We start from the raw sequence: 20,276 nt of genomic DNA, 5'->3' as shown, positions 1-20,276 counted from the left end.
CCCCCCCCCGCCGACGGGCACCCGGCGGGCCGCCCCCGACCGGAACCCCGGGCGCGCCGCCGCCCCCGACCGAGGAGGAGACCACCATTACCTCGTTCCTGCAACAACTCTTCAACGGCCTGGTCAGCGGCGGCTTCTACGCCCTGCTCGCGCTCGGACTCGCCGTCATCTTCGGCATGCTGCGCGTGGTGAACTTCGCGCACGGCGCCCTCTACATGCTCGGCGCCTTCGGCGCGGTCGTCCTCGGCGACAGCGCCGGGCTCGGTTTCTGGTGGGCCCTCCTGCTGGTGCCCGTGGCGCTCGGCGCAGCGGGCATGCTGATGGAGCGCCTGCTCATCCACCGTCTGACGGCCCTGGACCCGCTCTACAACTTCCTGCTCACCTTCGGCGTCGCCCTGGTCTGCCAGGACCTGCTGCGCATGAAATACGGATCGCACTCCCAGCCGTACGACCGCGCGCCGTTCAGCGGCACCGTGGACCTCGGCCTGTTCGACTACCCCCGCTACCAGGTCTTCGTCCTCGGCCTCTCCGTCGCCGTGTGCCTGGCGGTGTGGCTGCTGCTCACCCGGACCCGCATCGGCACCATCGTCCGCGCGGCCACCGAGCGGCCCGAACTCACCCGGGCCTTCGGTATCGACACCCGGCGCTGGGTCACCCCGGTCTTCGGTTTCGGCGTCGGTCTCGCGGCGCTCGCCGGGGTGCTCGCCGCCCCGATGCGCGCGGTCAACTCCGGCATGGGCGCGGACCTCATCATCACCGTGTTCGCGGTGGTGGTCATCGGCGGCCTCGGCTCCGTCTTCGGCTCCGTGGCGGCCGGGTTCACCATCGGCATGCTCCAGGCGCTCGGCAACCTCTACGTCCCCGTCCTGTCCCAGACCTCGGTCTATCTGCTCATGGCCGTGGTCCTGCTGGTCCGTCCCGCCGGCCTGTTCGGCAAGGAGGAACACGCATGATCCTCGGCCTCCTCGAAAAGCTCCACGGCCGGCCCGCCTGGGTCCGGTGGGGTCTGCTCGCCACCGGGCTGTTCCTCGCCTTCGGCCTGCCGTGGTTCCTGTATCCGCCGGTCGCCACCGACATCCTGTGCTGGGGACTGTTCGCCGTCGCCTTCGACCTGCTGCTCGGCCACGCCGGACTGCTGTCCTTCGGCCACGCCGCGTTCTGGGGGAGTTCGGCGTACGTGACCGGGCTGATCGCCATCCACAGCGGGCTGCCGTTCTACCTCGCCGTGCTGGGCGGCGCGGTGGCCGCCGCGGTCCTCGCCCTGCCCATCGGGTACCTCGCGGTCCGCCGCAGCGGCATCTACTTCGCCATGATCACCCTGGCCTTCGCCCAGATGGTGTACTTCATCGCCAACCAGTGGCGGGACGCGACCGGCGGCGAGAACGGCCTCCAGGGCATACCGCGCGACCTGCCGGGCATCGACCTGTCCGACTCGTTCACCTTCTACTACGCGGCCCTGCCGGTGGTGCTGGCCGGACTCGCGGCGGCCTGGCGGATCGCCCACTCCCCGTTCGGCCACGTGATCGCGGCCGTCCGCGACAACCCCGACCGGGTACGGGCGCTGGGCTACCCGGCCGACCGGTACAAACTCGTCGTCTTCACCGTCTCCGCGTTCCTCGCCGGCCTCGCGGGCGGGCTGTACGCCGTCAACCACGGGTTCGCCTCGCTCCAGGAGGTCTACTGGACCACCTCCGGCAAGGTCGTCGTCATGACGGTGCTCGGCGGCATCGGCACGCTGTGGGGCAGCCTGGTCGGCGCCGCGGCCATCGTCCGCCTGGAGGACTGGCTGTCCACCTCCGGTTTCCAGGAGACGAACCTGGTCAGCGGCGGAGTCTTCATCGTCGTCGTGCTCCTGTTCCGCCGCGGCCTGTGGGGCAGCGTCGTCCACCTGCTGCGCTCCCGCACCGATTCCCCGGCCCCGGACCCCGAACCGCACGTGGAACACGACCACGACGACGATTCGGCGCAACCGGTGGCATCGTAGATCTGTACAGGCAGCGGCGCGACGGCGAACATCGCTGCCGGGACGACGTACCGCAGCGCCGCGCGGCTCCCGCACGCACCCGTTTCCGAACTCCCGCACGGTGGCCAATGATGTCCGCACCCTCGGTACCACCCGTACCTTCAGCACCGTCCGCCTCGATCGCCCCCTACATGCGCAGGCTGCTCGAACTCATCGCCGAGGACGCGCCCGCCGAGGAGTACGGTGCGCTCGCCGCGCAGGCCCGTATCGAGGGGGCGGGCGCGGCGGACCTCTCGGAGCTGGAACAGGCCACCGGGACCGCACTGCGGGTGCGCCGGGTGCTGCGCCAGCACCGCCGCCGGGAGACCGAACTCGCCGCGCTCTTCGACACCGCGGGCGACCTGGCGGCGCTGCGCGACCTCGACGCGGTGCTGCGGTCCATCGTGCGCAGGGCCCGGATGCTGCTCGGCACCGACACCGCCTACCTCACCCTGCGCGACGAGGACGCCGGCGACACGTACATGCGGGTCACCGACGGCTCGGTGTCCCCGCTCTTCCAGAACCTCCGGCTCAGCTACGGCGACGGGCTCGGCGGCCTGGTGGCGCAGACCGTCCGCCCGTACGCGACCCCCGACTACCGCACCGACACGCGGTTCCGGCACACCGGGTCGATCGACGAGGGGGTGCTGGACGAGGGGCTGGTCGGCATCCTCGGAGTGCCGCTGCTGCTCGGCGGGCGGCGTGGCGGAGGCGCCTCCCCGGCCGGATCGGGCGGCGACGTCATCGGGGTCCTGTTCGCCGCCGACCGCACCCCGCGGCCCTTCTCACCCGACGAGGTCGCGCTGCTGTGCTCGCTGGCCGCGCACGCCGCGATCGCCATCGACACCACGAAGGCCATCACCGAACTCGCCGAGGCCGGCGCGGTCATCCGGGAGCACGCCGCCGCGATGCAGCGCGCCGAGGAGGCGCACGACCGGCTCACCGACCTGGTACTGCGCGGCGGCGACCTGTCCGAGGTGGCCGCCGCGGTGGCCGGGCTGCTGGACGGGGCCATCACCATCCACGACCCCGAGGGCCGCACCCTGGCCGCGGTCGGCCGCCGCGGCGACTTCGAGGGCCCGGTGCCCCCGCCCGCCGCACTGGTCAAACACGCCGCCGACTCGCACGCCGCGGCCCGCGCCGTCTTCCGCGACGGCCGCTGGACCTGCGCGGTGCTGGCCGGGCAGGAACTGCTCGGCAGCCTCGTGCTGTACGGGCGCGGGCGGCTGGACGACTCCGACCGCCGGCTGTTCGAACGGGCGGGCGTGGTGACCGCGCTGCTGCTGCTGCTCAGCCGCTCGGTCGCCGAGACCGAGAACCGGGTGCGCGGCGAACTGATCTCCGACCTGCTGACCGCCCCGGGCCGCGACCCGGCGGGACTGGTCGTACGCGGCCGGCGCTTAGGGGTGGACCTCGGCCGACCGTGCCTGCTGCTGGTCGCCGAGACCGCCGCCGACTGCCGCGACAAGCTGCCCAGCGCCGCCGGGCAGTACCTCTTCGGAAGCGACGGCATCAGCGCCGAGCAGTCCGGCACCGTCGTCATCCTCCTCCCGCACGGCGGCATCCTGCCCGGCGAGGCGGCCAGATCCGCCGCCGGCCAGCTCACCCATCTCGTCGGCGCACCGGTCACGGTGGCCGCCGGAGGACCGGCGGCAGGGCCGCGGGCCATCGCCGACGCGCACGCCGAAGCGCTGCGCTGCCTGCGCGCCCTGCGCTCGCTCGGCCGGATCGGCGACGGTGCCAGCGCGGTCGAGCTCGGCTTCCTCGGCGTCCTACTGGGCAACGACCGGAACGTCGACTCCTTCGTCACCGCGACCCTCGGCCCGCTGCTCGACTACGACGCACGGCGCGGCACCGAACTCGTCCGCACCCTCAGCGCGTACTTCGCCTGCGGCGGCATCCTGACCCGCACCAAGGACGAGCTCCACCTGCACGTCAACACGGTGGTGCAGCGCCTGGACCGCATCCAGGCGCTGCTCGGCCCCGACTGGAACGACCCGGAGCGCGCGCTGGAGCTCCAGCTCGCGCTCCGGCTGCACCTGCTGTCGGGCACCAAAGGCAACTGAGGCCTGTCCGGCGGATCCCGCCGGACAGGCCTCACGGCACCGCGCCTCGGCGCGGTGCCGGACCATCAGCCCTGGTTCGGCCGCTGTCGCGGCCACCCGCCGGACGACCGGCCCGCGCGCAGCCGTTCCGGCAGCCGGACGACTCCGCCCGGCAGCACGTACACCACCACCACGAACAGCGTGCCCAGCAGGAACAGCGGCTGCGACAGCGGCACCCGCAGTACCGAGGGGAGGTCGGCGACCGTGCCCGATCCGGCCAGGTCGCCCAGCCGGTGGTCGGCCCAGGTGTAGAGGACGCCGCCGATCATCGGGCCCCAGCGCGAGCCGGAGCCGCCCAGCACCACCATCACCAGGAGCGACAGCGTGAAGTCGGAGGTGGTGGTCTGCGGGGTCGCGCCACCGGTCAGCAGCAGGTGGACGACGCCGCCGACCGCCGCCAGCGCGCCGGCCAGCACGAACGCGGTGAGCTTGAAGCCGTACGGTTTCAGGCCCAGCACCTCCACCCGGCGTTCGTTCTCCTTGATGCCCTCCCAGACCCGGCCGGTGGGGGAGCGGACCGCCCACTGCACGACCGCGAGGGTCAGGACGAGGTAGGCGAGCGCGATCCAGTACAGGTTCACGGTGTTGCCGATTCCGGCCAGCGATCCGGGCAGCTTGTCCGCGGGGATCGCCCGGCCCTCCTCGCCGCCCGTGACGCCGCCCGGGTCGCGCTCCACCAAGATCGACCCGGCCTGCGCGAACGCCAGTGTGACCATCGAGAAGGCGATACCGCTCACCCGCAGCGCCACCGCACCCAGCAGCGCGGCCAGCGCGATCCCGAAGAGCACTCCGACCACCGCCGAGACCGCGAACCCGTATCCCGCCTCGACCATCAGGATGTTGGTGGCGTAACTGCCCGCGGCGAAGTACAGCGCATGCCCGAAGGAGAGCAGACCGGTCCGGCCGAGCAGCAGGTCGTACCCGGTGGCGAGCGCCCCGAACACCAGGCAGGTCGCGATGAGCTGGAGATTGCCCGCGCTGCCGATCGGGCCGTCCAGCAGCCCCGGCAGCGGCAGCGCGCTGTACGGCGCCGCGAGCAGCGCCGCCAGCACGGCGACCGGCCACCAGCGGGCGGCACGGCGGGCCTTGGCCGATGCGGGGGCCCCCGCGGCGGAGGTCTCGCGGAGCGGGGTGGCGGTGGTCATGCGAGCCTCCCGGTCAGGCCGCGGGGCCGGAGCAGCAGCAGCGCGGCCAGCAGGACGACGACGGCGAGGTCGCCGAGTCCCGCGGTGGTGTAGTAGTTGGCGAACTGCTGGACCAGGCCCACCCCGACGGCCGCGAGCGCCGCGCCCGCGACCGAGCCCATGCCCCCCATGACGACCACGACGAACGCGTAGATCAGCAGTGACGTGCCCTGGCCGGGGTCGACCGAGCCGTAGTACAGCCCGCCGAGCGCCCCGCCGAGCGCCGCCGCGGCCCCGCCGATCGCGAAGACCAGCGTGAACGCCTGCCGGACGTCGGTGCCGAGCGCGGTGACCATCGCCCGGTCCTCGACTCCGGCCCGCACCACCAGGCCGTGCCGGGTGCGGCCGAGGAAGAGCCGCAGCGCCAGCAGCACCACGGCGGCGGCGCCGACCAGCACCAGCCGGTTCACCGGGATACGGGCGCCCAGCAGCCCGAAGGTGCCGGACAGCGCGGCGGGCCCCGGGAACGGCCGGGCGTCCGGCCCCCAGATCGCCGACAGCAGCGCCGGTACGGCCAGGCCCACCCCGACGGTGGCGAGCACCTGCTCGCGCGGACGGTCGTACAGCGGCCTGATCAGGGCGAGTTCGAGGACGATCGCGGCCAGTGTGCCGACCGCCGTGCCGAAGGCGACCGCGAGCACGAACCCGAGACCGCCGGAGCCCGCCCCCGGCAGGTGCCCGTCGGCGGCCCACCATGTGCCGTACGCGCCCACCGACAGCAGGGCGCCGTGCGCGAAGTTGAGCACGTCCATCAGGCCGAAGATCAGCGAAAGGCCGGAAGCCACCAGGAAGTACAGGGCCCCCAGGCCCAGGCCGGTGACGGCGAGCAGGACGATCGTGGACATCAGGGGGCCGCCTTTCCGTGGCCGTGGCCATGGCTGGTGGAAGGAGTGGGGCCGGAGGCGGGCACGGACGCACGCCCCACGCCCAGCAGCCTGCGGGTCGCCTCGGCGTCGGCCAGCAGTTCGGCCGCCGGCCCCTGGTGCGCGGTCCGGCCGTCGGCCAGCACCACGCAGTGCTCCGCGAGCCGCCGCACCATCGCGAGGTTCTGCTCCACCAGCAGCACCGGCACCGCCTGTGCCGCGCGCTCCAGCACCTGGGCGACCTCGGTGACGACCTTCGGCGCCAGGCCCTTCGTGGGCTCGTCGGCGATGATCAGCCGGTTGCCGTTGAGCAGGGTGCGGCCGATCGCGACCATCTGCTGCTGGCCGCCGGACAGGGTGCCCGCGGGCTGCCGGGCACGCGTCCTCAGTTCCGGGAACAGCTCGTGCACCAGGTCGTACGCCGGCTCGCCCGCGCCCGGCCGCTCGGCCAGCCGCAGGTTCTCCGCCACCGTCAGCGCGGCGAACACCCCGCGGTCCTCCGGCGCGTAGCCGATACCGCGCCGCACCAGCGCGTGCGTCGCCAGCCGTACCGTCTCCTCACCGAGGAAACGCACGCTGCCGGTGCGCGGCACCAGACCCAGCACGCCGCGCACGGTCGTCGTCTTGCCCGCGCCGTTGCGGCCGAGCAGCGCCGTGACCCCGGACGGCGCCACATCGAGGCGCACGCCGTGGAGGATGTGCCGGCCGCCGATCACCACGGCCAGGTCCCGCACCGCCAGCAGGGGTTCGGCGACCGGGGCCGCCGGGGCTGACGGGGGCGTCGGTTCCGCCGGGTACGCCGGGTCCTGCGCGCTCACAACGCCTCCCCGAGGTAGGCCTGCTGCACGGCGGCGTCGGCGGTCACGGCCTGCGGGGTGTCCAGGGCGAGCAGCGTGCCGTGGTGCATCACGGCCAGCCGGTCGGCCAGGCCCAGCAGGACGTCCATGTGGTGTTCGACCATCAGCACGGTGCGGCCCTCGTCGCGGTGCAGGGAGCGGATGAGCTCGGTGAGCGCGGGCACCTCTTCGGCGCTGACCCCGGCCATCGGCTCGTCCAGGAGCATCAGCCGGGGTTCGCCGACCAGCAGCACCGCGAGTTCGAGCTTGCGTTTCTCGCCGTGCGACAGCGCACCCGCAGCCGTGCCCGCGCGGTGCGCGAGTCCGGTACGGTGCAGTACCCGTTCGACCTGGTCGGTGTACGCGGCGGCCCGCCGCCAGATCCGGTACGAGCCCCCGTTCGCGGCCTGCGCCGCCAGCCGCACATGACCGGCCACCGTCACGGCGGGCCACAGGCTGGACGTCTGGAACGTACGGCCGAGCCCGCGCCGGGCCCGGCCGGCCACGCCCAGCGCGGTGATGTCCGCGCCGTCCAGGGCGATGGACCCCCGGCTGGTCGGCACCAGGCCGCTGATCAGGTTGAACAGGGAGGTCTTGCCGGCGCCGTTGGGACCGATGAAGGCCAGGAACTCTCCCTCGCGCACCTCGAAGGACACCTCCTCCACGATGGTGGCGCCGCCCACCGACCACCCCACGTCCCGCAGCCGCAGGACGGGGGACGCGGTCGACCCGGACGTGGGCGGTGTGGGCGGTGCGACCGGCCCGGGGGTCACGGGGGTCACGGTCTCAGCCCGCCATCTGCTTCTGCGGCGGCTTGACGGCGTCCTTCGACAGCCGGTTCACCAGCTCGGGCGCGGCCGCCGTCCCGGTACCTTTCAGCTTGGCCGTGAACATCGGCTGGAGCAGAGCGTGGTCGACGGCCCGGATCTGCTCGTCGCCCTTGGGGCCCTCGAACGACCAGCCCTCCAGCGACTTCGCCATCGCCGTCGCGTCGGTCGCGCTCGCCTCCACGGCGTGCACGATCATCTGCGCCGCGGTGAACCCGTCCGGGCTGAACAGGTCGGGCGTGCCGCCCGCCTTGGTGATGGCGTCCACCATCGCGGTCTCCACCGCGTTGTGCGCCGCGCCCGGGAAGTAGTGCGCCAGGAACGACACCTGCGCCCCCGCCGCGCCGAACAGCGGGTAGGAGGCCGTACCGGCCAGGCCCGTCACGACCTTCGTGGAGGTCACCACGCCCTGCTGGTCGAGCGCGGTCCACAGCGCGGGCGCGCTCGCCCCCGCCCACGCCACGAAGACCAGATCCGGCTTCTTCGCCTTCACCTGCCGCGCGAACGGCGTCAGGTCGCCCGCGCTCGGCGGCGCCAGCACCGAGTCCACCGTGGCACCCTGCCCGCCCAGCACCGCCTTCACCGCGGCTGCGTTGGCCTGCCCGAACGCCGAGTTCTGGGTCAGCACGGTGACCTTCTTGCCCTTGGAGTCGCCCAGCAGCGACCCCGCGGTGAGGATGTCCTGGTACGACTGCCGGCCCGATCGGAAGGTGTACCGGTTCAGGCCGGTCAGCGCGTCGGTCGCGGCGGGCCCCGAGATGTACAGGACGTGGTTCTGGGCGGCCAGCGGCCCGAGTTGCAGCGCCACCCCGGAGTCCGTGGTGCCCGCGATGATCTTCGTGCCCTTGCCGATCAGGGTCTTGGCCACCGCGACCGCCTTGGCCGGGTCACCGGCGTCGTCCTGCTCGGTCACCTTGATCGTGTGCCCCTTGACCTTGCCGGTGCCGTGCGTCGCGTACGCCAGCCCGGCCCGGAAGCCCTCCGCGTACTGCTTGCCGTACGCGGCCAGCGGCCCGCTGCGGGAGTACACCAGGCCCACGTCGACCGCCGCCGACTTTCCGTCGCCCGACGACGAACTCCCCGCCGTTCCGGCCTCGCTGCAACCGGCCAGCACCAATAAGGACGCGGCCACCAGTGCCGACGTGGTGACGGCTCTGCTTCGTGACGTACCCGACGTGCGCGACGTACTCGATGAACTGCTGCGACGCATGGCGACCGGCTCCCGGAAAAGTGGATGGTTGGGCACACCGTAGAAGTGGCCTCACGAACCGGACATGTGGGCGGCACACGCACTCGGCCGCCGCGCCGTGTGAGCGGGGACCATGGCGGGGGCGGGGGGCGCCCGGAAAAAGTGACAGGACCGGGTTCCCCGCGATCGCGCGGCGTGCCCGGCATTCGACGGACCCTGCCGGGAAGGCGGACACATGGACAAGGTGGTGGCCTCGGCCGACCACGCGGTGGCGGACATCGCCGGCGGATCGACCCTCGCGGTCGGCGGCTTCGGACTGTGCGGCATCCCCTCGACACTGATCGCGGCGCTGGTACGGTCCGGCGCCACGGACCTGCGCGTGGTGTCCAACAACTGCGGAGTGGACGACTGGGGGCTCGGCCTGCTGCTCGGACTCGGCCGGATCAGCCGGATGACCTCCTCCTACGTCGGTGAGAACAAGGAGTTCGCCCGCCGGTACCTGGCCGGTGAACTGGAAGTCGAACTGACCCCGCAGGGCACCCTCGCCGAGCGGCTGCGCGCGGGCGGCGCGGGCATCCCCGCGTTCTACACCCCCGCGGGAGCCGGCACCCAGGTCGAGGAGGGCGGGCTGCCCTGGCGGTACGCGCCGGGCGGCGGCGTCGCGGTCGCCTCGCCGCCCAAGGAGGTACGGGAGTTCGGCGGCACCCGCTACCTCATGGAGGAGGCCATCACCACGGACTTCGCCCTGGTGCGGGCGACGGTCGCCGACCGCCACGGCAACTGCGCCTTCCACGCCGCGGCCCGCAACTTCAACCCGCTGTGCGCGACGGCCGGCCGCATCACCCTGGTCGAGGCCGAACGCATCGTGGAACCGGGCGAGTTGCCGCCCGACGCCGTCCATCTGCCGGGCGTGTACGTGGACCGCGTCGTCGCGGCGGACCCGGAGGACAGGCGCATCGAGCGGCGAACCGTCCGCAACCCCGCAGAATCCCTGGAGGAGAAATGAGCACGCCCGCCCGTGACGGCGCCGACAGCGACGGGCTCAGCGCCCGCGACCGGCTCGCCGCCCGCGCCGCCCGCGAGTTGCGCGACGGCCAGTACGTGAACCTCGGCATCGGGCTGCCCACCCTGATCCCCGGCCACCTGCCGCCCGGCGTCCACGTCGTCCTGCACTCCGAGAACGGCATCCTCGGTGTCGGCCCCTACCCGCACGCGGGCGAGGAGCACCCCGACCTGATCAACGCCGGCAAGGAGACCGTGACCGTCAACCCCGGTGCGGCCTACTTCGACTCGGCCTTCTCCTTCGGCATGGTCCGCTCCGGCCGCATCGACGTCTCCGTCCTCGGCGCCATGCAGGTCTCCGCCGCGGGCGACCTCGCCAACTGGATGATCCCCGGCAAGATGGTCAAGGGCATGGGCGGCGCGATGGACCTGGTGCACGGGGCCCGCGAACTCATCGTCGTCATGGAGCACGTCGCCCGCGACGGCTCCCCGAAGATCGTGCCGGAGCTGACGCTGCCCGCCACCGGCCGGCGCGTGGTGGACCGTATCGTCACCGACCTCGCGGTCATCGACGTCACCCCGGCCGGTCTGCGCCTGGTCGAACTCGCCCCGGGCGTGAGCCTGGCGGAGGTCCGGGCGGCGACCGGCGCGGAGCTCCTGGTGGAGGAGGAAGCGGGAGTGTCCTGAGCACGACGGGCGCGCCGCCGGGCTCCGGCCGGGCCCCGCGGACGCCCACGGCCGCTACGGCTGGCCGGCGGTGAACCCGCCCGCCGGTCAGCTCCGGGTCGGCGCCCGGCGTACCGCGTCCGTCAGGTGCGCGGCGACGGTCCGGGCGCCGGGCTCGCCGAGCACCAGCGAGTAGTGGTTGACGTCGGGCACGAAATGCACGGCCACGCCTTCTTCCGGCAGGCCGCTCGCCGCGATCGCCTCCGGTGCGTACAGACCGGTCGGGTCGTTGCGCAGCCCCCGCTCGGCCCACAAGAGCCGTGCTGGAACGGTCAGTTCGTGGATCGCTGCGAAGACCGACGGGTCGCGCAGCTGGTCCTCGGCGTCCTCCCGGATCGTCACCGCCCGGCACGCGGAGCGCAGGTGCGGTTCCTCGCCCACCAGGTCGCGGTCCAGGTGTGCCGCGAGCAGCGGCCCGCCGCCGGCCAGTTCGACGAACGCCGGATGCTCCGCCCAGAACGCGTGGTACGCCGCCCGGTCGGCGAACTCCATGTCCAGCTTGGCCATGGCGGGCCCGACCACCGCGTGCAGCACCGCGTCGATGTCGAGGTCCGGTGGTACCGGAAAGCCCAGGCCGCCGTCGACCAGGACGAGTTCGCTGTAACGCCCGGGGTCCCGCCGGGCCGCGACGCACGCGATGAACGCGCCCATCGAATGCCCGGCCAGGACGGCCCGGTCCACCCCGAAGCGGTCGAGCACCGCGATCAGGTCGTCGGCGTGCCGCGCCGCCCCGCCCGGCCCCGCCACGTCCCGGCTGCGCCCCCGGCCGCGCAGGTCCGGCGCGATCAACGTGACCTCAGGGGCGGCCCGGCCGAGTTCCTCGGCCACCAGGCCCCACGCCAGCCCGTTCCCCGCGAGTCCGTGCGCGGCCAGCACCACCGGCCCACCGGGTGCCCCCGGCCACCGCCGCACGGCCAGCAACCCTCCGGCCACCGCCACACCGACGTCCTCGAACTCCCGCACCACGCCCGCCTCTCCGTCGTCCCGTACGGCCCGAGCAGCATAGGTACCGCGCACCGCGCCGGTCATGGGCGCGAACCACACACCGCGGTCGCGCGGTGTGTGGGCGGTCCGGCCCCGGGGCGACCGCTACGAGCCGGTGACCGGCGGTCCCCGAGCGGCGGCGCACCGACCGCAACCCGCTCAACCGTGAGGAGTACCCGCCGGCCGTGCGTCGGCGGCCCGGGCCTTGACCGGGCATGCCGGATCTGCCTACCGTCGGGCCAGGAACTGGACAGACCTGTCTGCTCAACGCGCCCCCACCCGTCACATCCCTCCTCGGACCACACGGAGACCTCCATGGAACGCCCCGTCAGGACGCCGGGCCCCGACCACCCGATCACCATCGAGCCGACCGCCTCCCGCGTCGTGGTCCGTGCCGGAGGAGAGGTGATCGCCGACACCACCCGTGCCCTGACCCTGCGCGAGGCGGACTACCCGCCTGTGCAGTACATCCCGCTGGAGGACGTCGTCGGCACCGCGCTGCGGCCCACGGCCACGCAGACGTACTGCCCGTACAAGGGCGACGCCTCGTACTACGCGCTCACCACCGCCGACGGGGACGTACCCGACGCCGTGTGGACATACGAGAAGCCGTACGAGGCGGTCGGCGAGATCGCCGGGCACGTCGCGTTCTACCCGCAGCACGTCCAACTCGCCGTCGCGGACGCGTGAGCAAGGCACTCTCGGCGGTCACCGGGCGTGCCGCGCACGCCCGGCACCAGGATCCCGGCCGCTGATGCTTCCGTACGAGCCGGAGAAGAAGCGGGGGCTGGACATGGGCAACGGCGGGACCGTCTTACCGGGCGACGCGCGGTACGGGGACCTGAGCAGGGGCGAGAACCTGCGCTTCGCGGGGAGACCCGAGCGCATCCACGTGGTCTCGTCCACCGCGGAGGTGGTCGCAGCCGTCCGCGCGGCGGTCCGCGAAGGCAAGCGGATGGCGATACGCAGCGGCGGACACTGCTACGAGGACTTCGTCACCGATCCCGCCGTCGAGGTGGTCGTCGACATGACGGGCATGTCGGCCGTGGACTTCGACCGCGGGCGCGAGGCGTTCGTGGTCGAGGCCGGTGCCACCCTCGGCCAGGTCTACAAGCAGTTGTTCCGCCGGTGGGGCGTGACCATACCCGGCGGTGCGTGCCCGGAGGTGGGCGCCGGCGGGCACATCCAGGGGGGCGGATACGGACCGCTGTCCCGGCGGCTCGGCTCGGTGGTCGACTACCTGTACGGCGTGGAGGTCGTCGTGGCCGACGCCTCGGGCGACGTGCGCAGCGTGGTGGCGACCCGGGAGCCGTCCGACCCGCACCGGGACCTGTGGTGGGCGCACACCGGGGGCGGCGGCGGGAACTTCGGCGTCGTGGTCCGGTACTGGCTGCGCTCACCGGAGGGCGACGGGCTGGTCGCGGCCGGCCGTGCGCGCCCGGAACTGCTGCTGCCCCGGCCGCCCTCCGAGGTGCTGATCAGGGCCACCGGCTTTCCGTGGCCGCACCTGGACCAGGCGGCGTTCACCCGGCTGGTGAAGAACTACGGAACCTGGCTCGAACAGCACAGCGGCCCCGACTCGCCCTACACCGGCCTGTTCAGCTTCCTCGCCCTGTCCCGTGCCGAGGCGGGCGCCGTCATGCTGGTCGCCAGGATGGACGCCGGCGTCCCCGACGCCCAGCGGCTGCTGGACGACTGCGTGGCCGCCATGACCGAGGGCGTGAAGGCACCCAGCTTCGGCCGGACCAGCACCCTGCCCTGGCTGCACTCCACCCGCTGGCCCGTCGTCGCCGGCGACGACATGATCGGCCGTAACAAGATCAAGGCCGCCTACATGCGCAGGGGCTTCTCCGACGCGCAGATCGAAGCCCTGCACCACCACCTGACCAGGTCCGACTACCACAACCCGGGCGGCGTCGTCGCGCTGATCGCCTACGGCGGCCGGGTGAACGCCGTGGCGCCCGGAGCCACGGCCGTCCCGCAGCGGGACTCCGTCCTCAAGGCCGCCTTCACCACCACCTGGCAGAACCCCGACGAGGACGACACCCACGTCAGATGGATCCGCGAACTCTACCGGGACGTCTACGCCAGTACCGGCGGCGTCCCCGTACCGGGCGGGGCGAGCGACGGCAGCTACATCAACTACCCGGACGTGGATCTGGCCGACGAGGAGTGGAACACCTCCGGCGTTCCCTGGCACGAGCTGTACTACAAGGACGCCTATCCGCGGCTCCAGGCGGTCAAGGCCCGGTGGGACCCGCGGGACGTGTTCCACCATGCCCTGTCGATCCGGCCCGCCGCCGCTGACGGTGAGCACCGCCAGGGGTGACAGGTTCGGCGATGAGAGCCTTGAGCCATGGGCGAGAACAAGAAACGGATGCCGGCCGGCGACCGGTACCTCCCGGGCGACGAGGAACCGGACGCCGGCAGCCTCCGGCGCGCCGAACCGTGCGACGCGTAACCCGCGCCTCCGCCGCCCCTGCCGTTCCGGCCCGCGGGCCACACCTCGCCGTCCCGGGGCCGCCGGCCGTCACGTCCTCGGAGAGCCGGACGACAGCCGGAGCCCGGCGGCCCCGCCCTCCGGCTCGTCCTCGCACTGTGTCCCGTCCGGTGCGGCGGCGGCCCTCGCGGCCTCCCGCCGCGACTGCCGGTGCCGTACGGCGTAGAGCGCGCCGCCCGCGGCCAGACCCCAGAACGCGCCGCTGACCCCGAAGAACGTCACGCCGGAGACCGTCACCACCAACGTCACCACCGCGGACTCGCGCTGCCCCGCGTCCGCCAGCGCCGCCGTCAGCGCGCCGCCGAGCGCGCCCAGCAGGGCCAGGCCCGCCACCGCCTCGATCACGTTGGGGGGCGAGGCGTCGACGAAGGCCACCGCCGCGGCTGCCCCGAGGCCCAGCAGGACGTAGACGGCGCCCGCGACGACCGCCGCCCGGTACCGGCGTGCCCGGTCGGGTCCTGCCTCGTCGCCCGCGCACAGCGCCGCCGTGATCGCCGCCAGGTTGACGGCGTGCCCGCCCAGTGGCGCCGACAGCAGCGAGAAGCCTCCGGTCCAGCCGAACAAGGGCCCGGGCTCCGGCGCGTAGCCGTTGGCGTTGAGTACGGCGACGCCCGGGATGTTCTGCGACGCCATCGTCACCACGTAGAGCGGCAGCGCGATGCCGATCAGCGCGGACGCCGTGACGTGCGGCGCGACCAGTACCGGGTGGGGCCACAACGGGCCCAGGGAGTCCGCCGGGATGTGCGTGGTGGTGGCGATCAGCGCCATCGCGACCACCACGGCGGCCGGCACCGCGTAGAGCCGGCGTACGCTGCCGACCACCGCCCAGGTGAGGACCACCGCGAGGCCGATGCCCGGGTCCGACGCGACCGCGTGCGCCGGCGCCAGGCACAGCGGCAGCAGGATGCCCGCGAGCATCGCGTTGGCCAGCGGTTTCGGGATCGCCGACACCCACCGGCCGAGCGGCTTCCACCAGCCGGAGACGACGAGGAGCACGCCCGTGACCAGGAACGCCCCGACGGCCGCCGGGAAACCGCCGTCCGGGGTGGCCGAACCGGCGAGCAGCGCCGCGCCGGGCGTCGACCAGGCGACGCTGATCGGCAGCCGGGAGCGCAGGCTGAGGAAGATCCCGCAGGCGCCCATCGCCACGGACAGTGCCATCAGCCCGGACGCCGCCTGCGTCCGGTCCGCCCCGACCGCGACGAGCCCTTGCAGCACGACCGCGAACGAGCTGGCGAAGCCGACGAAGGCCGCGACGAACCCGGCGGTCGAGGCACGCAGCAGACCGGACCGGGCGCCGGCCTGTCCCGGGGTCACCGGCCGAGCGGTTGTCACCGCGTCGCCTCGTCCGGGAAGAAGTGCCCGGCCGCCGATGAGCGCATGGTGAAGCCCCTGTTCTGTGCTGGTCCGTGGTGCGGTGCCGCCCGCCGACCATATCGTCGTACTGGATCGGCGGTGACGACCGTGACCGTTACCGGTCCGGGTGCGGCTCCGGGCGGCGGCGGGGACCGGTGTACGCGGCGAGCAGCGCGTGCCGGTCCACCTTGCCCGTCTCCGTCAGCGGCAGCGCCTCGCACAGATGGATACGGGCCGGCACCATGTACGCGGGCAGCCGCGCCCGCAGATGGTCGCGCAGGGACTTCGACGTGAGCGACGCGTCGTCGGTGACCGCGAACGCCCACACGGCCCGGTCGCCCGGCGCCCGCACAGTGACATAACTGCTCCTGACCGCCGGGTGCAGCTCCAGGTGGTGGGCTATCTCGCCCAGCTCGATCCGGAAGCCGTTGACCTTCACCTGGTCGTCCTTGCGGCCCTGGAAGACCAGTTCGCCGTCCGGCCGCAGAAAGCCGAAGTCGCCCGTCCGGTAGAGCCGTTCCGGTTCGCCGCCGATCAGCCGGTCCACGAAGCGGTCCGCGGTCAGCTCCGGGCGGCCCAGATAACCCGGCGCCAGCCCGTCGCCGGCCAGCCAGATCTCCCCGATCCGCCCCGCCTCGCACAGGCGGTCGCCGTCCACCACGTACAGCCGGGTGTTCTGGATCGGCAGCCCGATCGGCAGCGTGGCGGCGCCGGCCGGGATCGCGTCCACGGGGTGGAACGTGGCGAAGGTCGTCGACTCCGTCGGTCCGTAGACGTGCACCAGCCGCCCGGGCCCGTAGCGCCGCACCCCCTCGGCCATGTGCCGCATCGAGGCGACCTCGCCGCCGGTCAGTACCGTCCCCACGCCGTCCAGCGCGTCCGGATTCTCCCCGACCACCGAGTTGAACAGGGCGGTGGTGAGGAACAGTACGCCGACGTCCTGCTCGCGCAGCACCCGCCCCAGCTTCGAGAGCCGCAGATGCGGGTCGGGGTAGAGCACGCAGGTGCCGCCGTTCAGCAGGGCGCCCCAGAGCTCGAAGGTCGCCGCGTCGAAGGTGACCGGCGCCAGATGCAGCAGCCTGCTGTCCGGGCCGAGCCGTACGTACCGGGCACCGCACACCAGCCGGGTGATCCCGCGGTGCCGGATCGGCACGCCCTTGGGACGACCTGTCGAACCGGAGGTGAAGTTGATGTACGCGATGGCGTCCGCGGACACCTCGACGTCCGGGCCGGTGGTGCTCTGCGGCGCCCCGGCCACCGGTATCAGCCGCCGGTCGCCGAGCCGTCCGGCCAGCGGCAGATCGCTCACCACCCAGCGGCAGTCGCCGTCGGCGAACAGGCCGTACAGCCGCTCGTCCGGCCAGGCCGCGTCGAACGGCAGGTACGCCGCACCGCACTTCAGCACCGCCAGCAGCGCCACCACCAGCTCCGGGGAGCGCGCCACGCACACCCCGACCGTCGCTCCCGGCGTGACCCCGTTCGCGGCCAGTTCCAGCGCGAGGCCGTTGGACAGGCGGTCCATCTCCCGGTAGGTCAGGGCCCGTTCCCCCTGCACCACGGCCTGCGCGCCGGGACGCTCCCGGGCGCGCTCGGCGAACAGCGCGGGCACACCGCTGTCTCGCGGATACTCCACCGAGGTCCGGTTGATGCGGCGGTGCAACTCCAGTGCCGCCTCGGAACCCGTCACCCGACGCAGTGCCGACACCCCCGACCCCTCGTCCACGGTCCGGCGGAACCGGCTCAGAGGGTGGCCCGGGCCGCGGTGCCGCCGGCCGTCCCGGACGCCCCGCCCCGCCACCTCACCGCCGCCTCGGCCTGCGACTCCTCCCGGACCCCCGCGGGGGCATCGGTGCTGCTGCCTGCCAGGGCGCCCATGCATCACCTTCTGTGTCGTGACCGCGGTGCCGCGGCCTCCGCGCCGTGACCCCGGGCAAGCCGGTGGAACGGACGTACGTCGCCGCGAGGAACGGCGTGGGCATCGTAACTCTCCCCACCGTCAGCCGAGGAGGGTCTTGAACTTCGGGCACAGGTAGGTGATCGCGTCCCGGGCGTCCGCTATCTCGCCGTCCTCGATGGCCTGCCGGGCGAGCCGCGGACTGGCGTCGGCCGTGTTGGCGATCCGGTCGCAGGACTCCAGGCCGACCTGCAGGATCGCCGAAGGATCCATGCCCGTGGGCACCTTGCCCACCAGGTACTCCTGCTGGGCCTCGGTGAACGTGCCGGTCGCGGGGGTGAGCCGGGCCCTCGGTACGGTCGCCTGCGTGGTCGCGGGCGTGCCGGGCTTCGGCGGATCGGTCGGCGCCGTGCCGTCGGGGCCGATCCCGGGTGACGACGCGGCGGGCGGCTCCACCGTGGCCGAAGCGGCGGGCGTGGGGCGCGCGGCGTCCGTCGAGCCACCGCCGCCGCAGCCGGCGAGGAGTGCCACCGCCACCATCGCGGCCGCCGCCGTCCGGGCCGCCGGAGCGGCCGTCCCGGCTCGGTCGGTCTTCCCGCTCGTTCCTTGCGCGGGTGGCCTCGTCCCTCGGCCGCCCACCCCGGGAGCTCGGGTGTCAGCCCTCCACGCCCCGGTCACGGCTGACCGAACAGGAGGGTGAGGTGCGGGCGCCCCGAGGTGCCTGGCGCGCTCCGCGACCAGAACCAGGCGGAGTCGGTGCCGGCCGAGGTCACCGCGAGGTCGTACGCACCGCCCAGCCGCGCGCTCACCGCCGAGGTGGTGAGGGTCGCAGAGTAGTCGGTCTGCACCGCGGACGGCGAGGGGATCGAGCCGAGCACGGTCGTATCGAGAGCCGGTCTGTTCGCCCAGGTCACCGCGGTCTCCGTCCAACCGCCGGTCACCGCCCGCACCGGGAGGGTGTCCGCGGAGCCTGCGTTCGGGTCCGAACTGGTACGCACTGTCAGCTGCGCTCTCTTCAGCACCATTCCACTGGGTGCGGCCGGCAGCGAGAACCGCAGAAAGGTGTGGTACGCCGAGCTGCCGCGCACCGCGAGCTGCTGGTCCGCGCCGTAGTTCGCCGACGTGGCCGCGGCGTTGACGTAGGCGTCCGCGGTGGCGTCCAGCGTCACCGTGGCGGACGTCGGCGTGCCCGGAGTCGCGACGCTCGCCGACGCGGACTTGGCGCTGGTGTTGCCGGGTCCGTCCGCCGCCGTCACCTGGTACGCGTACGTGGTGCCGGGCTGCGTCGTGGTGTCGGTGAAGGAGAGCGTCGGCCGCTGCCAGAACGTGGAGTTGCCCTTGACCGTGCCGACCAGCGTGCCGCTGCGGTGGATCCGGTAGGTCAGCGCCGAGTCGTCCAGGTCCAGACTGGACTGCCAGCCGATCTTCACGCCGCCGCCGACCGTTGTCGCGGTGACCTGCTGCGGTACCGAGGGCGCGCGGGTGTCCGGCGTGTTGGCGAAGCGCGTCAGGCCCTGCTGCGGGCGGTTTCCGTTGCTGGCCATCCGGGTGAACTCGCCGCCCACCCACAGGTAGTCGACGCCGCCGCTGCCGGCCGTGATGAGCGTCCGCGGACCGATCCGCTCGGTACCGGACGGGCCGTCGTCGGTGTCCGGGAACCATCCCAGCAGCGGCTTGGGGCTGGTCACCGACTCCGCGAGCAGATGCTGACGGTCGTTCATCTGCGGGAACTGGCCCATGCTGGAGCAGTCGTGCGCGTGCGAAGCGCTGTAGAGCACGGTCTTGTACACCTCGACCGACTGGGTGGCGCCCAGGCAGGTGTCCCGCCAACGCTGGTTCAGATCACCGAAGTCGAGCGCGATCCGGCCGTCGAACACGCCGCCGCCGGTCCCCTCGTTCGCGGTGTAGAAGCCGGTGGTGTCCGCTGCGAGGTCCTGCACGGTGGAGGTCGCCTGGATGAAGCCGGGGTACGTCTTCACGTTCGCACCCGTCGCCGCGCTCACCACGGCCAACGCGTGCGAACCCGCCCCGTTCACCGTGTCGAAGTCGCCGCCGAGGACCACCTTGGTGCCGTCCGGGCTGATCAGCAGAGCCTTGCCCGCCTTGTCGGCGTTGGCCGTGAACGGCTTGAGCGCGCCGGTCGTGCTCACCGCGGCGAAGCGCTGGCGGGTCTTTCCGGCGACCGTGGTGAAGTTGCCCCCGAAGTAGACGGTGTCGGCGGTCACCGCGATACCGCGCACCTGGGCCGAGACCGAGACCTTGAAGGTGGTCCTGACCGTGCAGGAGGCGATGTCGATCGCCACGAGGTTGCTCGCGGCCACGCCGTTGACCGCGCCGAACGTGCCGCCCGCGTACAGCGTCGACTTGTCCGGCGACACCGCGAGCGCCCGTACCGTCGCCGTCCCGCTGCCCACCGTGAAGGACAGCCTGCAGGAGGTTGGCGTGCCCGTCGCCGCGTTGAACGCCTGGAAGTTGAGGGCCTTCTGCTCGCTGGTCCCGGCCGCCGCGCCGGGCGGCCGCACCGCCGAGAACGTGCCGCCCGCGAACACCACGCCGTTCGCCTGCGCCAGCGCCCACACCACGCCGTTCGTCTGCCAGGTGGGCAGGTCGTCCGCCGTCATGGCCACCGGGGCGGTCAGCGCGCTCGCCGAGGGCACCGCCGTTAAACCGGTCATCGAAGCCGCCGCGAGTGACACCGCGACGACGACCGCACCTGACCTTCGCATGGGCCCCCCACCGACCTCCGGCGACCTGACGGTCGCGACCTGCCGCAAGGTTAGCCTTTCCGGACAACGGGGTGACCCGGCG

Annotated in this window: 18 protein-coding genes; 7 read left to right on the top strand and 11 right to left on the bottom strand. The window is 73.2% G+C overall.

The annotated features are described in order from the left end of the window. From VIW71_RS15905 to VIW71_RS15895, 3 genes are all read left to right on the top strand, one after another. Nucleotides 1–953, top strand: a 953-nt coding sequence (locus VIW71_RS15905) for a branched-chain amino acid ABC transporter permease (RefSeq protein ID WP_331622937.1), incomplete at its 5' end; no start/stop codon positions are given. Further along, the gene (locus tag VIW71_RS15900; protein WP_331622936.1) at nucleotides 950–1,984 is read left to right on the top strand and encodes a branched-chain amino acid ABC transporter permease; all 1,035 of its coding nucleotides are present in this window, start codon (nucleotides 950–952) and stop codon (nucleotides 1,982–1,984) included. The genes VIW71_RS15905 and VIW71_RS15900, both read left to right, overlap by 4 nt. Nucleotides 1,985–2,154: 170 nt before the next feature. Further along, nucleotides 2,155–4,068, top strand: coding sequence for a helix-turn-helix domain-containing protein (locus VIW71_RS15895; RefSeq protein WP_331622935.1), 1,914 nt, complete (start codon nucleotides 2,155–2,157; stop codon nucleotides 4,066–4,068). Between the two features lie 65 nt (nucleotides 4,069–4,133). Here VIW71_RS15895 and VIW71_RS15890 read toward each other — a convergent pair whose 3' ends face one another. The 5 genes from VIW71_RS15890 to VIW71_RS15870 form a co-directional block, all read right to left on the bottom strand. Then, the gene (locus tag VIW71_RS15890) at nucleotides 4,134–5,252 is read right to left on the bottom strand and encodes a branched-chain amino acid ABC transporter permease (protein WP_331622934.1); all 1,119 of its coding nucleotides are present in this window, start codon (nucleotides 5,250–5,252) and stop codon (nucleotides 4,134–4,136) included. Then, nucleotides 5,249–6,136 carry a branched-chain amino acid ABC transporter permease gene (locus VIW71_RS15885; protein ID WP_331622933.1) on the bottom strand — a complete coding sequence of 296 codons (888 nt, stop codon included), beginning with the start codon at nucleotides 6,134–6,136 and terminating at the stop codon, nucleotides 5,249–5,251. The genes VIW71_RS15890 and VIW71_RS15885 overlap by 4 nt, the downstream gene beginning before the upstream one ends. Continuing rightward, complete coding sequence (locus VIW71_RS15880; protein WP_331622940.1) at nucleotides 6,136–6,888, bottom strand: ABC transporter ATP-binding protein; 753 nt, start codon at nucleotides 6,886–6,888, stop codon at nucleotides 6,136–6,138. The genes VIW71_RS15885 and VIW71_RS15880 overlap by 1 nt, the downstream gene beginning before the upstream one ends. Before the next feature lie 80 nt (nucleotides 6,889–6,968). After that, on the bottom strand, nucleotides 6,969–7,763 hold the full coding sequence (locus tag VIW71_RS15875; RefSeq protein ID WP_331622932.1) for an ABC transporter ATP-binding protein: 795 nt from the start codon (nucleotides 7,761–7,763) through the stop codon (nucleotides 6,969–6,971). A 13-nt stretch (nucleotides 7,764–7,776) separates the two neighbouring features. Beyond that, nucleotides 7,777–9,027, bottom strand: coding sequence for a substrate-binding domain-containing protein (locus VIW71_RS15870; protein ID WP_331622930.1), 1,251 nt, complete (start codon nucleotides 9,025–9,027; stop codon nucleotides 7,777–7,779). Between the two features lie 214 nt (nucleotides 9,028–9,241). Between VIW71_RS15870 and VIW71_RS15865 the strand changes: the two genes are divergently transcribed. Together VIW71_RS15865 and VIW71_RS15860 are read left to right on the top strand one after the other, a co-directional pair. Next, a complete protein-coding gene (locus VIW71_RS15865; protein WP_331622929.1) occupies nucleotides 9,242–10,012 on the top strand; it encodes a CoA transferase subunit A in 771 nt (256 codons plus the stop codon). Beyond that, nucleotides 10,009–10,695, top strand: coding sequence for a 3-oxoacid CoA-transferase subunit B (locus VIW71_RS15860; protein WP_331622928.1), 687 nt, complete (start codon nucleotides 10,009–10,011; stop codon nucleotides 10,693–10,695). Before VIW71_RS15865 ends, VIW71_RS15860 begins: the two co-directional genes overlap by 4 nt. Nucleotides 10,696–10,782: 87 nt before the next feature. Here VIW71_RS15860 and VIW71_RS15855 read toward each other — a convergent pair whose 3' ends face one another. Beyond that, on the bottom strand, nucleotides 10,783–11,763 hold the full coding sequence (locus VIW71_RS15855) for an alpha/beta fold hydrolase (RefSeq protein WP_331622927.1): 981 nt from the start codon (nucleotides 11,761–11,763) through the stop codon (nucleotides 10,783–10,785). 270 nt (nucleotides 11,764–12,033) lie between these two features. On the opposite strand from VIW71_RS15855, the gene VIW71_RS15850 reads away from it, so the two are divergent. Together VIW71_RS15850 and VIW71_RS15845 are read left to right on the top strand one after the other, a co-directional pair. Continuing rightward, nucleotides 12,034–12,408: a DUF427 domain-containing protein gene (locus tag VIW71_RS15850; RefSeq protein WP_331622926.1), complete on the top strand. Its 375-nt coding sequence runs from the start codon at nucleotides 12,034–12,036 to the stop codon at nucleotides 12,406–12,408. Nucleotides 12,409–12,472: 64 nt separating this feature from the next. Beyond that, nucleotides 12,473–14,047, top strand: coding sequence for an FAD-dependent oxidoreductase (locus VIW71_RS15845; protein ID WP_331622925.1), 1,575 nt, complete (start codon nucleotides 12,473–12,475; stop codon nucleotides 14,045–14,047). A 201-nt stretch (nucleotides 14,048–14,248) separates the two neighbouring features. On the opposite strand, the gene VIW71_RS15840 is transcribed toward VIW71_RS15845, so the two are convergent. The 5 genes from VIW71_RS15840 to VIW71_RS15820 form a co-directional block, all read right to left on the bottom strand. Next, nucleotides 14,249–15,553, bottom strand: a complete 1,305-nt coding sequence (locus VIW71_RS15840; RefSeq protein WP_331622924.1) for a benzoate/H(+) symporter BenE family transporter — start codon at nucleotides 15,551–15,553, stop codon at nucleotides 14,249–14,251. Between the two features lie 136 nt (nucleotides 15,554–15,689). Continuing rightward, nucleotides 15,690–17,279, bottom strand: a complete 1,590-nt coding sequence (locus VIW71_RS15835; RefSeq protein WP_331622923.1) for an amino acid adenylation domain-containing protein — start codon at nucleotides 17,277–17,279, stop codon at nucleotides 15,690–15,692. Nucleotides 17,280–17,314: 35 nt separating this feature from the next. After that, complete coding sequence (locus VIW71_RS15830) at nucleotides 17,315–17,449, bottom strand: hypothetical protein (RefSeq protein WP_331622922.1); 135 nt, start codon at nucleotides 17,447–17,449, stop codon at nucleotides 17,315–17,317. Nucleotides 17,450–17,570: 121 nt separating this feature from the next. Further along, entirely contained in the window at nucleotides 17,571–17,999 is a 429-nt protein-coding gene (locus tag VIW71_RS15825; RefSeq protein WP_414720754.1) for a hypothetical protein, read from the bottom strand. A 143-nt stretch (nucleotides 18,000–18,142) separates the two neighbouring features. Continuing rightward, entirely contained in the window at nucleotides 18,143–20,143 is a 2,001-nt protein-coding gene (locus tag VIW71_RS15820) for a DUF7594 domain-containing protein (protein WP_331622919.1), read from the bottom strand. Nucleotides 20,144–20,276 lie beyond the last annotated feature (133 nt).

This window comes from Streptomyces sp. (genome assembly GCF_036524955.1).
In the GTDB taxonomy this organism is placed as follows: domain Bacteria; phylum Actinomycetota; class Actinomycetes; order Streptomycetales; family Streptomycetaceae; genus Actinacidiphila.
This window is presented reverse-complemented; position numbering and strand designations above follow the sequence as displayed.

What these genes read in the sequence shown, in the direction of transcription:
- VIW71_RS15900 (WP_331622936.1), top strand. Translation starts at nt 950, where the DNA reads ATGATCCTCGGCCTCCTCGAAAAGCTCCACGGCCGGCCCGCCTGGGTC.
- VIW71_RS15890 (WP_331622934.1), bottom strand. Translation starts at nt 5,252, where the DNA reads ATGACCACCGCCACCCCGCTCCGCGAGACCTCCGCCGCGGGGGCCCCC.
- VIW71_RS15860 (WP_331622928.1), top strand. Translation starts at nt 10,009, where the DNA reads ATGAGCACGCCCGCCCGTGACGGCGCCGACAGCGACGGGCTCAGCGCC.
- VIW71_RS15870 (WP_331622930.1), bottom strand. Translation starts at nt 9,027, where the DNA reads ATGCGTCGCAGCAGTTCATCGAGTACGTCGCGCACGTCGGGTACGTCA.
- VIW71_RS15820 (WP_331622919.1), bottom strand. Translation starts at nt 20,143, where the DNA reads ATGACCGGTTTAACGGCGGTGCCCTCGGCGAGCGCGCTGACCGCCCCG.
- VIW71_RS15830 (WP_331622922.1), bottom strand. Translation starts at nt 17,449, where the DNA reads ATGGGCGCCCTGGCAGGCAGCAGCACCGATGCCCCCGCGGGGGTCCGG.
- VIW71_RS15865 (WP_331622929.1), top strand. Translation starts at nt 9,242, where the DNA reads ATGGACAAGGTGGTGGCCTCGGCCGACCACGCGGTGGCGGACATCGCC.
- VIW71_RS15895 (WP_331622935.1), top strand. Translation starts at nt 2,155, where the DNA reads ATGCGCAGGCTGCTCGAACTCATCGCCGAGGACGCGCCCGCCGAGGAG.
- VIW71_RS15885 (WP_331622933.1), bottom strand. Translation starts at nt 6,136, where the DNA reads ATGTCCACGATCGTCCTGCTCGCCGTCACCGGCCTGGGCCTGGGGGCC.
- VIW71_RS15850 (WP_331622926.1), top strand. Translation starts at nt 12,034, where the DNA reads ATGGAACGCCCCGTCAGGACGCCGGGCCCCGACCACCCGATCACCATC.
- VIW71_RS15855 (WP_331622927.1), bottom strand. Translation starts at nt 11,763, where the DNA reads ATGACCGGCGCGGTGCGCGGTACCTATGCTGCTCGGGCCGTACGGGAC.
- VIW71_RS15845 (WP_331622925.1), top strand. Translation starts at nt 12,473, where the DNA reads ATGCTTCCGTACGAGCCGGAGAAGAAGCGGGGGCTGGACATGGGCAAC.